Here is a 13,229-nt window from a genome sequence, read left to right as displayed (position 1 = left end):
CGTCCGGGTGCGGAAACGACCGCCGAGAGCCGTAGTGGCACGCCAGCGCGACGGCTTGGCTACTAGAGTGGTCTCACGGTGCTGAATCCATCGCGGTGAAAGCACGATGGAAACGGGCCGCCGGCGCAGCAGTCGAGGGAGTGCACATGTTTGAGAGGTTCACCGACCGCGCGAGGCGGGTGGTCGTCCTGGCTCAAGAAGAGGCCAGGATGCTCAACCACAACTACATCGGCACCGAGCACATCCTCCTGGGTCTGATCCACGAGGGTGAGGGTGTCGCCGCCAAGGCGCTGGAGTCGCTGGGCATCGCCCTGGAGGGCGTGCGCCAGCAGGTCGAAGAGATCATCGGCCAGGGCCAGCAGGCGCCGAGCGGGCACATCCCGTTCACGCCGCGCGCCAAGAAGGTGCTGGAGCTGTCGCTGCGCGAAGCGCTGCAGCTCGGCCACAACTACATCGGCACCGAGCACATCCTGCTCGGCCTGATCCGCGAGGGCGAGGGCGTCGCCGCGCAGGTCCTGGTCAAGCTGGGAGCGGACCTCAACCGGGTCCGCCAGCAGGTGCTGCAGCTGCTCTCGGGCTACCAGGGCGGCAAGGAGTCCACCGAAACCGGTTCCGGCCGCGGTGAGGGCACCCCGTCGTCGTCGCTGGTCCTCGACCAGTTCGGCCGCAACATGACCGTGCTCGCCCGCGAGGGCAAGCTCGACCCGGTCATCGGGCGCGGCAAGGAGATCGAGCGGGTCATGCAGGTGCTGTCCCGCCGGACCAAGAACAACCCGGTGCTCATCGGCGAGCCCGGCGTCGGCAAGACCGCCGTCGTCGAGGGTCTCGCGCAGAGCATCGTCAAGGGCGAGGTGCCCGAGACGCTCAAGGACAAGCAGCTCTACACGCTGGACCTGGGCTCCCTGGTCGCCGGCTCCCGCTACCGCGGTGACTTCGAAGAGCGCCTGAAGAAGGTGCTCAAGGAGATCAAGACCCGCGGCGACATCATCCTGTTCATCGACGAGCTGCACACGCTGGTCGGGGCGGGTGCCGCCGAGGGTGCGATCGACGCGGCTTCGATCCTGAAGCCGATGCTCGCCCGCGGTGAGCTGCAGACGATCGGCGCGACCACGCTCGAGGAGTACCGCAAGTACATCGAGAAGGACGCCGCCCTCGAGCGCCGGTTCCAGCCGATCCAGGTCGGCGAGCCGTCGCTGGAGCACACCATCGAGATCCTCAAGGGCCTGCGTGACCGGTACGAGGCGCACCACCGCGTCTCGATCACCGACTCGGCGCTGGTCGCCGCCGCGACCCTGGCGGACCGGTACATCAACGACCGGTTCCTCCCGGACAAGGCGATCGACCTGATCGACGAGGCCGGCGCCCGGATGCGCATCCGCCGGATGACCGCGCCGCCGGACCTGCGCGAGTTCGACGAGAAGATCGCGAACGTCCGCCGCGACAAGGAGTCCGCGATCGACGCGCAGGACTTCGAGCGGGCCGCCCGCCTGCGTGACGAGGAGAAGACCCTCCTCGGCCAGAAGGGCGAGCGGGAGAAGCAGTGGAAGGACGGCGACCTCGACGTCGTCGCCGAGGTCGACGACGAGCAGATCGCGGAGGTGCTGGCCAACTGGACCGGCATCCCGGTGTTCAAGCTGACCGAGGAGGAGACCACCCGGCTGCTGCGCATGGAGGACGAGCTCCACAAGCGCATCATCGGCCAGGAGGACGCGGTCAAGGCCGTCTCGCAGGCGATCCGCCGTACGCGGGCCGGTCTGAAGGACCCGAAGCGCCCGTCCGGCTCGTTCATCTTCGCCGGCCCGTCCGGTGTCGGTAAGACCGAGCTGTCCAAGGCGCTGGCCTCGTTCCTGTTCGGCGAGGACGACGCGCTCATCCAGATCGACATGGGTGAGTTCCACGACCGCTACACCGCTTCGCGGCTCTTCGGTGCCCCTCCGGGCTACGTCGGCTACGAAGAGGGTGGCCAGCTGACCGAGAAGGTGCGGCGCAAGCCGTTCTCGGTGGTCCTGTTCGACGAGATCGAGAAGGCGCACCAGGAGATCTACAACACGCTCCTGCAGGTGCTGGAGGATGGCCGCCTGACCGACGGTCAGGGCCGCACGGTCGACTTCAAGAACACGGTCCTCATCTTCACGTCCAACCTGGGCACCTCGGACATCTCGAAGTCCGTCTCGCTCGGCTTCGCCGGGGGCAACGACACCGGCACCCGGTACGAGAAGATGAAGCAAAAGGTCAACGAGGAAATGAAGAAGCATTTCCGCCCGGAGTTCCTGAACCGGATCGATGACATCATCGTGTTCCACCAGTTGACCAAGGAACAGATCATCATGATGGTCGACCTGATGATCAACCGTGTGGAGAAGCAGCTCAAGGCCAAGGACATGGAGCTGGAGCTGACCGAGAAGGCGAAGTCCCTCCTCGCGAAGCGCGGCTTCGACCCCGTGCTGGGTGCGCGGCCGCTGCGCCGCACGATCCAGCGCGAGATCGAGGACCAGCTGTCGGAGAAGATCCTCTTCGGCGAGGTCGAGCCGGGCCAGATCATCCTGGTCGACGTCGAGGGCTGGAGCGGCAACCCGGAGGACAAGGACGACCAGGCGAAGTTCACCTTCCGCGGTGAGCGCCGGCCGTCGTCGATCCCGGACGCCCCGCCGGTCAGCATCGGCGCGGGCCACGAAGAGCAGGGCGGCGAAGCCGAAGGCGAGTGATCGTCGCGTAGGACGCCAGGAGGGCGGTTCCCCGGTTCGGGGAGCCGCCCTTCCGGCTGTCCGGGCCCGTGAGACGATGCCGCGGACCTTGGGAGGGGGAATCCGCGTGGACGTGCTGTCGATCGACTTCGGGACTTCCAGCACCGTCGGTGTCCTCTCCGCCTTCGGCCGGGGGCCGCGGGCCATCGAGGTCGACGGGTCCGTCACCATGCCCTCCGCCGTCTACGTCAACGACGACGGCCTGCTCGTGGTCGGCCAGGATGCCGAACGGCGAGCCCGGCTCGATCCCAGCCGGTTCGAACCCAACCCCAAGCGGCGCATCGACGAAGGCCGGCTGCAGCTCGGTGACCACGAAATACCGATCACCGACGCCTTCGCCGCCGTCCTGCGCCGGATGGGCGAGGAAGCCGAACGGCAGCTCGGCCGCCCGCCCGCGCAAATCCGGATTTCGCACCCTGCCGGCTGGGGTGCCGTCCGGCAGGACGTCCTCCGGGCCGCCGCCGCGAAGGCCCGGTTCGCCGATGTCCGGCTGATCCCCGAACCGGTGGCCGCCGCCGCCCACTACGCCAGCCTGGGGAGCCGGACCGGCGGCCCCATCGGCGTTTACGACCTCGGGGCCGGCACCTTCGACTGCGCTGTCGTCGGAGTCACCCGGCAGGGCTTCACCGTGCTCGCCGAGGACGGCCTGCCCGATCTCGGCAGCCTCGACATCGACCAGGCCCTGCTCGTCCACATCGGACGTTCGGTCTCGCACACCGATCCGGCGCAGTGGCAACGCCTCCTGCGGCCGCAGACCACCGCCGACCGCCGCACGCGCCGCGCGTTGCTGCAGGATGTCCGTGACGCCAAGGAAAGCCTCTCACGGCACGCGCAAACCCACGTGCCGATGGCCGAGCCGTTCGGGGACGTCCTCGTCAGCCGGGACGAGCTCGAAGCGCTCGTGCGGCCCAGCCTGCTGCGCAGCGCCGAGCTGCTCGCCGCCACGATCCGCCGCGCCGGCCTCACGCCCGCGCAGCTCGCCGGGGTCTACCTCGTCGGCGGGCCGAGCCGGATGCCGCTGCTGGTCAGCCTCCTCGGCCGGCAGCTCGGCGTCGCGCCGACCACGCAGGACCAGCCCGAGACGGCCGTCGCGTTCGGGCTCCACCACGTTCCGCTGGGCACCACCACCGACCTCACCGTGCCCGCGTTCGCGCCGGTCCGCCCGCCCGTGGTGCCGCCGCGGCCGCAACCGTGGCAGCAGCAGGCCGCCCGGCCGCCGCACTACGCGCCGCCCCCGCAACAGCAGCAGTCACAACCGTTGCCGCGCAAGCGAACCAAGCTGCTCGTCGGGATCGCGGTGCTCGTCGTCGTCGCGATCACGGTGACCGTCGTCCTCTTCGCCACGAAGAGCGAATCGGCGCAGGCCACAGTGGACTGCACGACGACGGCTCAGCGCGACCGGGCCGGGTTCACCCCCTGCCTGCGCTCGCTGGCCGGTACCGTCCCGGACCGGACGACCTGTCAGGCCGCCGACTCCGTGGGCAAGCTGGTGCACGCCCAAGCCGCGGTCACCTGCGGGTTCGGCAAGGGCAGCGTGGTCAGCTACTACCAGGGCGTCACCGTCGCCGAGGTCGAGGCGAGCGCGAAGCTGCAGGTCGGCGGCCGCAACATAGTGGAGGGCAGCTGGGACGGCGGCGGGCTGCACGGCCGGTACATCGCCGGGGTCGGCAGCTTCTCCGGGATCGTGCTCTTCGGCCCGGACGACCGCCGGGCGGCCGGGCTCTACACCTCGCTCGACGCGCGCCGCACCGCCGACCTCGTGGCCTTCTTCACCCGAGAGATCAAGCCGGCCTGATTCACCAGGCCTTGTCGAACCGCATGCCGCCGGCGTACCAGTCGTCGTCGGGCACGGGCCCGGACGGCGGTGCTGCGGTAGCTGCGGCCTCCGAAGACCGGTCCTGCAGCACCTTGGCGCCGGAGTCCGCGGCCGGAGCAGGCGCAGGCGCAGCAGCCGGGGCGGCCACCGGAACCGGGGCCGGCTCGAACTGCACCCGCCAGCGCAGCCGGTCCATCAGGTAGCCGCCGGTACCCAGCGGCGCCAGCAGCTGCCCGGTCCGCTTCGCCGACTCCCGCTGGGCCTCGACGTACGTGCACAGGACGGCGTCCGCGATCTCCGACGGCGACATCCCCGAGACGGCGTCGGTGAGCCGCAGCCGGGTCAGCACGCCGTCGGTGTTGACCGACAGCGAAACCGCGCCGTCGGCGGACGTCGCCGTCGCCGACAGCGCGTCGAGCTCGGCCAGCAGGGTTTCGCGGTCCGGTTTCGCCGGACGGTCAGCCATCCAGCCGCTCCAGGTGGCCGTTGTCCTGCGAGACCCGGCCGTCGGGGGCGATGTCCACGTTCCGGTCGCGGACGTTCTTCTCGGTCTGCCGCGAAGTGTGGTCGGTCTCGAAGTTGTCCGGGTCGAAGCTCGAGCCCGGACTGACGTCCGGCGGGTCGGGGATCTTCGGCAGGTCGACGGCTTCGTCGCCGATGCGGTTCGCCAGCGTCTGGGCCGCCTCGCCGGCCCCGTCGCGGATCTTGCCCGCGCTGTCGAGGAAGCTCTGGTGCAGCTCGAACGCGTTGTCGCCGGTGATCTCCGCCTGGTTCGCCACCATCGCGCTGATCGCGCCGCCGGCGGCGTTGCCGGCCACCAGCGCGCCGTTGGCCGCGGTGAAGATCGCCGCGCCCGCCGGGGCGGCGACGCCGGCGCTGGCCACGGTGAGCAGGCCGGCGACCGCGCCCGCGAACGTGGCCGCGAGCACCTTCGACATGGCGGCTTCGCGCTTGCGGGACTGGTCTTCCTGGTACTTCTTCGCCGTCTCCAGGAACGTGGTGCCGAGGTTGCTCAGGTCCTGGCGGGCCGACGCGATGGCTTCACGTGCCGCCACGACATCGCTCTCCAGCACGGTGATCTTGGTTTCGACCTCGGTGAAGGCGTCGGCCAGCTGGTTGAGGTAGGCCTTGACCGCGTTCGCGGCCGACCCGCGCCAGACGTCGAGGAACTGCCGGGCGTCGTCGAGCTTCGGCCTCGAGTCGCGCTGCAGCTGCTTCCAGACGGCGTCGTGCTTCATGATCAGGCTCTGGAGACCCGAGGTCGACTCGTGGTCGATGTCGGCGTCGGAGAACTCCCGGTAGACGTCGGCGATCTGGTCCTGCATCTTGCGGAACTGCTCGCTGGAGTCGTCGAACCCGAACAGCCAGATCTCGGTCATCCGCAGGACTTCGAGGGCGTCCAGTGCGTCGTTCGCGCCGTCCTTCAGGTCCTCGGACACACCCTCGAGGAGTTCGGCGCGGCGGTCTTCGCCGCTGGACATCGGTGCGGCGTCGAGGCCGGTGTCGAAGTAGCCGTCCACGTCCTCAGTTCCCTTCCAGGCCCGCGGCCGCGCGGTTGACGTGCCGCTTCGAGTCCTCGTCGGCCTGTTCGTACAGCTCGGCGACCCGCATCAGCGCGTGGCTGGTGTCCGCGGTGGTCTGGTGCAGCTGCGCGACCAGTTTCTGGATCTTCGCCAGGTGGTCGTCGTAGGCCGCCGCGACGGCGGGCATGCCCAGCGTGCGGCCGAAGGCGTTGGCCGCGGGGAGCATCCCGGCGATGCCGCCGAAGAAGCCACCGCCACCGGACGCGACGGGGACGTCGGTGCCGCGCAGGCCACTCGACGCGGTTTCTGCGGCGACCGCCGCGTCCTGGAGGGCTCCGGCCGAGTCCCGCAGGTCCTGCAGGTCGGTCTCGAATCCGATCATCACTCACCTCTTCTTCGGGCTGCGCGTCCGGACATGTAAACACCGTTCGATCGGCCGGCAGGGGCGTTTGCGGGTGGTGTGCCTCAGATCACGAGTGGCCCGCTGTACCGCCGAACGGGCGAATGCCGTCCGTGGCGGGCGGGCTCGGCGCTCCTCCCTGCATGAGCACAGTCACGGAACCTCGCGCACCGACCGTGCGGAGCCGGTTGCGCGAGGCAAAACGCTTCTCCTGGACGGGATTCGCGGTCACGGTCGGGGCATCGCTGCTCGGCACGCTCGTCCCGGCGGCGATCGGGGCCGGCCCGGACGCGACGCTGATCTCCACGCTGGTGGTCACGGTCCTGGCGGCGGGCGGGTTCACCGCGAAGGACGGCAGCGCCCGCGGTGTCAAGGCGATCGCGATCGTGCTGCTGGCGACGGGCGCGCTCGTCCTGACGGTGACCGGGGTGACCGTGCTCGACCTCGTCCGCGGGCGCCCGGCGACGTTCCCCGGTGTGCCGGAAGCGGCCGCCGAAGCGCGGGTCATCGTCCCGGAGTCGGTCACTTGCGGCGCGACACCCGTGCACACGACGACGACTTGCGTGGTGGCGGTCCGCAGCGTCGGCGCGAGCGCGCTGCGGGTCAGCGGGGTCGAGGTGGACAGCACGGACTTCGCGGTGGACGCGAGGGGGTGCGTCGGCCACGAGGTGGCCCCGGGCCGCCGGTGCACGCTGGTCGTCAGCTTCACCCCGGCCTCGAGCGGCGACCGGGTCGCGGACCTGACGGTCCACCACAACGTCCCGGGCCCGGCGGCGTTCGTCGAGCTCACCGGCCGCGGCGGTTAGCCGCGGGTCAGCCGCGCCCCGGCGGCGAAGGCGATCCACGCCTGCACGGTCCCGAACGCGAGCGCCGTGACCAGGACCGGCGGGCCGTGGACCGACGCGGCGACGCCGAACGGCTCGACGATGACGACCGGCAGCAGGAACGCACCGGCCAGCAGCCGGCGCCGCGGCTCGATGCCGGCTATGGCCAGCACCGGCCACATCACGAAACCGGCGAACAGCGCCGTGGCCACGACGACCGCCGGGCCCCAGAAGATCATGCCGAGGCCACACATGCTTCCGGGGTTCACCGCGAGGTCGGCCGCGCAAATCTGCTTCATGTACGTGGTGAAGGTGTGCGCGAACAAGCCGATGGCCGCGCCGGTCAGCAGGGCCGTGACGCCGACGGTCAGCACCGCCCCGGGTCTGGCCCAGGCGTCCCGGCCGCGCGTCAATGCTCCGCGCCCGCGCTGACCGCCAGGTCCTCGGTGACCCGCAACGCCGTGTCCGCCAAGGCTTCCAGCGCGTCGGCGATCCGGTCCACGCTCAGCGACGGCTCGGCCCCGCCCGTGGCCGCGACCTGCTCCGGGCTGAACGGGACGTGCACGAACCCGCCGCGCACGCCCGGGAACTCCGTGGCCAGCAAGTGCATCAACGCGTAGAACACCTGGTTGCACACGTACGTCCCGGCGGTGTGGGAGACCGACGCCGGTACGCCCACCGCGCGGATCGCCGCTACGCACGCCTTCACCGGCAACGTCGTGAAGTACGCCGCCGGGCCCTCCGCGACGACCGGGGCGTCCACCGGCCGGGCACCCGCGTTGTCCGGGATGCGGGCGTCGATCAGGTTGATGGCCACCCGCTCCGGGGTCACCTCGGACCGGCCGCCCGCCTGGCCCGCGCAGACCACCAGCGACGGCCGGTGCTCCTCCAGCGCCCGCCGCAGCGCGGGCAGCGACGCCGCGAATTCGCAGGGCAGCTCCACCGCCGCGACGTCGTCACGGCGGGCGCCCACCAGCGAAACCGCCTGCCACGACGGGTTGACCGGCTCGCCGCCGAACGGCGCGAAGCCCGTCATCAGCACCCTGGCCATGCCATCCTCCCGGAACGAAAAGCGTCGAGGCCACCCTACGTCCGCAGGGTGGCCTCGACGACGATCGCGGATCAGGCGGCGGGCTTGAGCCCACCCGGGTAGAGGTACTGGTCGGCCGGCTTGCCGGTGCCGTACACCCACGCGTCGAAGAAGCCCTGGAGGCTCCGGTGCGCGGCGAATTCGGTGAACCGCTGGAACTCCTGCATGCTCGCGTTCCCGTCGCGGTGCAGCGACGGCCAGGTCTTCAGGACCCAGTCGAACGCCGGCTGCCCGATGTAGTTGCGCAGCGCGTGCAGCATCACCGGGCCCTTCGAGTACACGTACGTGAACTCCCGGCCCTGGCCCATGTCGTACAGCTTCCCGTTCCAGAACGCCGGGGACGCCTTCTTGACGTCGTCGGCGTACTGCTTGTTCAGGTCGACGCCTTCCTTCGCCTCGTCCCACAGCCAGGTGGCGTAGGAGGCGAAGCACTCGTTGAGGCAGACGTCGCGCCAGTGCGCGACCGCGACCGAGTCGCCGTACCACTGGTGGGCGTTCTCGTGGACGATCGTCGGCACCGTGCCGGCCCAGCCCGCCGAGTAGATCGGCCGGCTCATCGTCTCCAGCGAGAAGCCGATCTGCTCGTTGAGGAAGATGCCGCCCGCGGCGTCGATCGGGTACTTGCCGAACTTCGACTCGAGGAAGTCGAGGATCTCCGGCAGCCGCGCCTCGGCCTGCTTCGTCGAGTCGGGGACGCCGGGGGCGAACGCGCTGACGATCGGGGTGCCGTCCTTGCGCTTCTGGCGGTCGAAGGTCCACTTGTCGATCGCGACCGTCGTCATGTACGGCACGATCGGCGTCTCTTCGGCCCAGACGTGCGTGGTGCCGCCCGGCGCCTTGAACGACGGCTTCTCGCGGCCGTTGGCGATCACGCCCCACTCGTCGGGCACGGTGATGGCCAGGTGGAACGTGGCCTTGTCGAGCGGGGTGTCGTTGACCGGGTACCAGGTGGTGGCCGACTTCGGCTCGCCGGCGGCGAACGCGCCGCCCGCCTGGGCGAACTGCCAGCCGTTGTTGCCGAGCGCCGGGTCGTCGATCGGCGCGGGCACGCCGTGGTAGGCGATCTGCACCTTGAAGTGCCGGCCCCGCCACAGCGCCCGCGACGGCGTGATGACCAGCTCATGGTCCCCGGTCCGGCTGAACTTCGCGTCCCGGCCGTCGACCTTCACCGAGTCGACGGTCAGGCCCTTGAAGTCCAGGTCGAACGAGCTGAGCGACTGCGTCGCCCGCGCGGTGATGTCCTGGTTCCCGGTGAGCTGGTGCGACGCCGGGTCGTAGCCGACCTTGAGGTTGTAGTCGGCGACGTCGTAGCCGCCGTTGCCGTCCTGCGGGTAGTAGCTGTCGCCGGCGCCGTCGCTGCCGGGCTGCGCTGTGCCCCAGCCCTCGCCGGCGACGGCGACGCCGGTGCCGAGGCAGAGACTGGCGGCCACGGCGGCCGCCACCACGGCCGGTTTCTGTCCCCTCATGAACGCTCCTGTTCGTGTCGGTGGACGTCGTCCGCAACGTATCGCCACGATCGGGTGATCCGGCAGATCGCGTCGTATTTGTCCGGATAATCAGCACTTCCGTCGGCCCGCCCCGGCGCGGCACCGCCGTCTGGAAAGCTGGACACATGCGCGTTGCGCTGCTGGGCCCGCTGCGGGCGGCGGAAGACGACGGCACGCCGATCGACATCGGCGGCGCCCGCCTCCGCATGCTCCTGGCCCGGCTCGCGCTGGACGCCGGGCGCGCGGTCCCGGCCGACGCGCTCGTCGACGGCCTTTGGGGCACCGGACCACCGGCCGACGCGGCCAACGCCCTGCAGTCGCTGGTCTCCCGGCTGCGGAAGGTGCTGCCGGTGGCGGTCGAATCCGGGCCGGGCGGGTACCGGCTCGCGGTGGCGGCGGCTGACGTCGACGCCGAGCGGTTCGAACGGCTCGCCGCCGAGGGCCGCCGCGAGCTGACTGCGGGCCGCGACGCCCGCGCCGCCGACCTGCTCACCGAGGCCCTCGCGCTGTGGCAGGGCGCCGCCCTCGCCGACGTCCTCGACGCGCCGTTCGCGCCGGCGCCCGCGCGGCGGCTCACCGAGCTGCGGGCCGAGGCGGCCGAGGACCGGTTCGAAGCCCTGATCCGGCTGGGCGAGCACGCCGCGGTCCTGGCCGACCTGGCCGCGGCGGCCGACGCCGACCCGCTGCGCGAACGGCTCGCCGGACTGCGGATCCGCGCGCTGTGCGCGGCCGGACGGCAGCCGGAAGCGCTGGCCGTCTACGCCGGGCTCCGCCGCACGCTGGCCGACCAGCTCGGCGTCGACCCCTCGGCCGAGCTGCAGGAGATCCACGTCGCCGCGCTGCGCGGCGAGTTCGCGCCGCCGTCGCCGGTGGCCGACCGGCTGCCGACCCGGCTGACCACCTTCGTCGGCCGCGACGACGAGCTCAAGCTGCTGGCCGAGCTCCTCGGCGGCGCCCGGCTGGTCACCCTGACCGGGCCGGGCGGGGCGGGCAAGACCCGGCTCGCCACCGAGGCGGCGTCGCGGCACCCCGCGCACCAGCGGGGCCGCGTCTGGTTCGCCGCGCTGGCCGGCGTCCGCGACCCCGACGACGTCGCCGGTGCGCTGCTGGGCGCGCTCGAGGTCCGCGAGATCCGCACCGAGGCCGAGGTCCACCGGCGGCCGCCGGATCCCGTGGCGCAGGCCGTCGAGGTGCTCGGCGGCGAGGAAGCCCTGCTGGTGCTGGACAACTGCGAGCACGTCGTCGACGCCGCCGCGCGGCTGGCCGACGAGCTGCTGCACCGGGCGCCGCGGCTGCGGATCCTGGCCACCAGCCGCGAGCCGCTGGCCATCACCGGGGAGGCGCTCTGCCCGCTCGGCCCGCTGCCGGTGCCCGCGGAACGCGCCGCGCCCGCGGAGGCCGCCGAGCTCGACTCGACCCGGCTGTTCCTCGACCGGGCCGCCGCGGTGCGGCCCGACTTCGTGCTCGACGAGTCCACTGTGGACCAGGTCGGGGAGATCTGCCGCCGCCTCGACGGGATGCCGCTGGCGCTGGAGCTGGCCGCGGCCCGGCTGCGGTCGATGACCGTGGCCCAGATCGCCGGCCGCCTCGGCGACCGGTTCCGGCTGCTCACCTCGGGCAGCCGGACGGCCCTGCCGCGGCAGCGGACGCTGCGCGCGGTCGTCGAGTGGAGCTGGGAACTGCTGGCCGAGCCCGAACTCGTGCTGGCCCGGCGGTTCGCGGTGTTCACCGGCGGCGCCGAGCTCGGGGTGATCGAGGCCGTCTGCGCCGACGAGCAGCTCCCCGCGGGCGACGTGCCGTACGTGCTCGGCAGCCTGGTCGAGAAGTCCATAGTGGACACGGTGGACGCCGGGAACGGCGAGCCGCGGTACCGGATGCTCGAGACGCTGCGCGCGTACGCCACCGAGCGGCTGGTGGAGTCGGGAGAGCACGACCGGACGCGCCGGGCGATGGCGTCCTACTACGCCGAGTTCGCCCAGCGGCTGGAGCCGACGCTGCGCACCGGCGCGCAGCTGGAGGCGATCGACGCGTTCGAAGCCGAGAGCGCGAACATGATCGCCGCCCTGCGCGGCGCGATCGAGATGTCCGATGTGGACAACTCGGTCGCCCTGCTGGACGGGATGATTTGGTACTTCACCATTCTCGGCCAGGGCGGCCGGGCGGGCAGCCTGATCCACGAGACCCTCGAGTTCGGCGACCGGCTGCCCGCCGAGGTGATGGCCGCCTACCGGGTGCTCGTCCACCTCATGGACGAGATCCCGATGCGGTCGGACCCGGCCGGGATCATGCGGCTGGTCGACGACTGCGTGCGCACCGGCGCGGTCGACCGCTACCCGGGGCTCGCGGTGGCCCTGCCGATGCTGGCCTTCCTCGGGGGCGATCGCGAGGTCGCCCTCCGCGAGGTGCACCGGGCCGAACGGCACCCGGACCCGTGGACCCGCGCCGGCGGGCACTGGGTGGAGAGCTTCCTGCTCGACGACGAGGGTGATGTCGAGGGGGCCGACCGGGCACGCGACCTGGCCCACGCCGGGTTCGAGGCGGTCGGCGACCGCTGGGGCATCGCGATGACGCTGAGCTTCAAGGCGTACGCGCTGTCGCAGAACGGCGACAGCGCCAAGGCCATCGAGATCTACCAGCAGGGCTTGGCCCTGTCGATGGAGCTGCGGTCGTACGAGGACGCCGTGCAGCACTGGTGGCGGCTGGCCGTCGAGCGGGCGCGCACCGGGGACTTCGAGGGTGCCTGGCGCGATCAGGAGGCGGCGGAGCGCTACGGCGAAGGCATCACGAACCTGCAGCACCGGGCCATCCTGATGTTCGGCCGGCTCGAGCTGCTGCTGCGCACGGACCGGCTGGCCGAAGCGCGGGCGCTGCTCGACCGCCTCGCCGCGATGGGTGGCGACGACTGGTTCCCCGGCGGCATCGGCGACGAGTTCATCCACGCCTTCGAAGCGCGGATCCTGCTGGCCCAGGGCCGCCCGGACGAGGCCGATCCGCACGCGGCCATCGCGATCCGGGCGACGGGCCGGCGCGGCGACATGCCGGACATGGCCGGGGTGGTCGAGCTGCTGGCGATGATCCGCGAACGGCAGGGCCGTCCCGAGACGGCGACCCGGGTGCTCGCCGCGTCCGCCGTCATCCGCGGGCGGCTCGACCTCGGCAGTCCCGAGGTCCGGGCGCTCATCGACGCCCTGCGCGCGGCGCTCCCGGACTACGACGCCCGCTACGGGGAAGCGTGCCGGGTGTCCAAAAAGGACACGATCGCCTGGCTGCTGGCCGAGCTCGGCCCGGCCTGACCGTGGACGTGCCGGAAGGGACGTCCGCCCCCGCGAACGTCCCCTCCGGCTT

10 protein-coding genes are annotated in these 13,229 nt (G+C 71.6%); 4 read left to right on the top strand and 6 right to left on the bottom strand.

The window, feature by feature from the left end; genetic code table 11:
* The first annotated feature begins 146 nt into the window (after positions 1-146).
* Together ACFVYA_RS10350 and ACFVYA_RS10345 are read left to right on the top strand one after the other, a co-directional pair.
* Positions 147-2,705, top strand: coding sequence for an ATP-dependent Clp protease ATP-binding subunit (locus ACFVYA_RS10350; protein WP_387044320.1), 2,559 nt, complete (start codon positions 147-149; stop codon positions 2,703-2,705).
* 106 nt (positions 2,706-2,811) lie between these two features.
* Positions 2,812-4,539, top strand: coding sequence for an Hsp70 family protein (locus ACFVYA_RS10345; protein WP_387044318.1), 1,728 nt, complete (start codon positions 2,812-2,814; stop codon positions 4,537-4,539).
* Position 4,540: 1 nt separating this feature from the next.
* Here ACFVYA_RS10345 and ACFVYA_RS10340 read toward each other — a convergent pair whose 3' ends face one another.
* The 3 genes from ACFVYA_RS10340 to ACFVYA_RS10330 are packed head-to-tail and all read right to left on the bottom strand — an operon-like array spanning position 4,541 to position 6,465.
* Entirely contained in the window at positions 4,541-5,026 is a 486-nt protein-coding gene (locus tag ACFVYA_RS10340; RefSeq protein ID WP_387044316.1) for a YbaB/EbfC family nucleoid-associated protein, read from the bottom strand.
* Positions 5,019-6,080, bottom strand: a complete 1,062-nt coding sequence (locus ACFVYA_RS10335) for a hypothetical protein (RefSeq protein ID WP_387044314.1) — start codon at positions 6,078-6,080, stop codon at positions 5,019-5,021. The genes ACFVYA_RS10340 and ACFVYA_RS10335 overlap by 8 nt, the downstream gene beginning before the upstream one ends.
* Positions 6,081-6,084: 4 nt before the next feature.
* Entirely contained in the window at positions 6,085-6,465 is a 381-nt protein-coding gene (locus ACFVYA_RS10330; protein WP_387044312.1) for a hypothetical protein, read from the bottom strand.
* Between the two features lie 161 nt (positions 6,466-6,626).
* Between ACFVYA_RS10330 and ACFVYA_RS10325 the strand changes: the two genes are divergently transcribed.
* Positions 6,627-7,289: a hypothetical protein gene (locus tag ACFVYA_RS10325; RefSeq protein WP_387044311.1), complete on the top strand. Its 663-nt coding sequence runs from the start codon at positions 6,627-6,629 to the stop codon at positions 7,287-7,289.
* Here ACFVYA_RS10325 and ACFVYA_RS10320 read toward each other — a convergent pair.
* From ACFVYA_RS10320 to ACFVYA_RS10310, 3 genes are all read right to left on the bottom strand, one after another.
* Positions 7,286-7,681: a hypothetical protein gene (locus ACFVYA_RS10320; protein WP_387044309.1), complete on the bottom strand. Its 396-nt coding sequence runs from the start codon at positions 7,679-7,681 to the stop codon at positions 7,286-7,288. The genes ACFVYA_RS10325 and ACFVYA_RS10320 overlap by 4 nt on opposite strands.
* A 35-nt stretch (positions 7,682-7,716) precedes the next feature.
* Positions 7,717-8,358 (bottom strand): pyroglutamyl-peptidase I, encoded by a 642-nt coding sequence (gene pcp / locus ACFVYA_RS10315; protein ID WP_387044307.1) that lies wholly within the window; start codon positions 8,356-8,358, stop codon positions 7,717-7,719.
* 71 nt (positions 8,359-8,429) lie between these two features.
* Complete coding sequence (locus ACFVYA_RS10310; protein WP_387044305.1) at positions 8,430-9,863, bottom strand: M1 family metallopeptidase; 1,434 nt, start codon at positions 9,861-9,863, stop codon at positions 8,430-8,432.
* 146 nt (positions 9,864-10,009) lie between these two features.
* On the opposite strand from ACFVYA_RS10310, the gene ACFVYA_RS10305 reads away from it, so the two are divergent.
* Complete coding sequence (locus ACFVYA_RS10305) at positions 10,010-13,177, top strand: BTAD domain-containing putative transcriptional regulator (protein ID WP_387044303.1); 3,168 nt, start codon at positions 10,010-10,012, stop codon at positions 13,175-13,177.
* Positions 13,178-13,229: the final 52 nt, after the last annotated feature.

Source organism: Amycolatopsis sp. NPDC058278, assembly GCF_042881395.1.
Lineage (GTDB): Bacteria > Actinomycetota > Actinomycetes > Mycobacteriales > Pseudonocardiaceae > Amycolatopsis.
The sequence above is the reverse complement of the archived record's forward strand: the minus strand, read 5'-3'. Positions and strand labels throughout refer to the sequence as shown.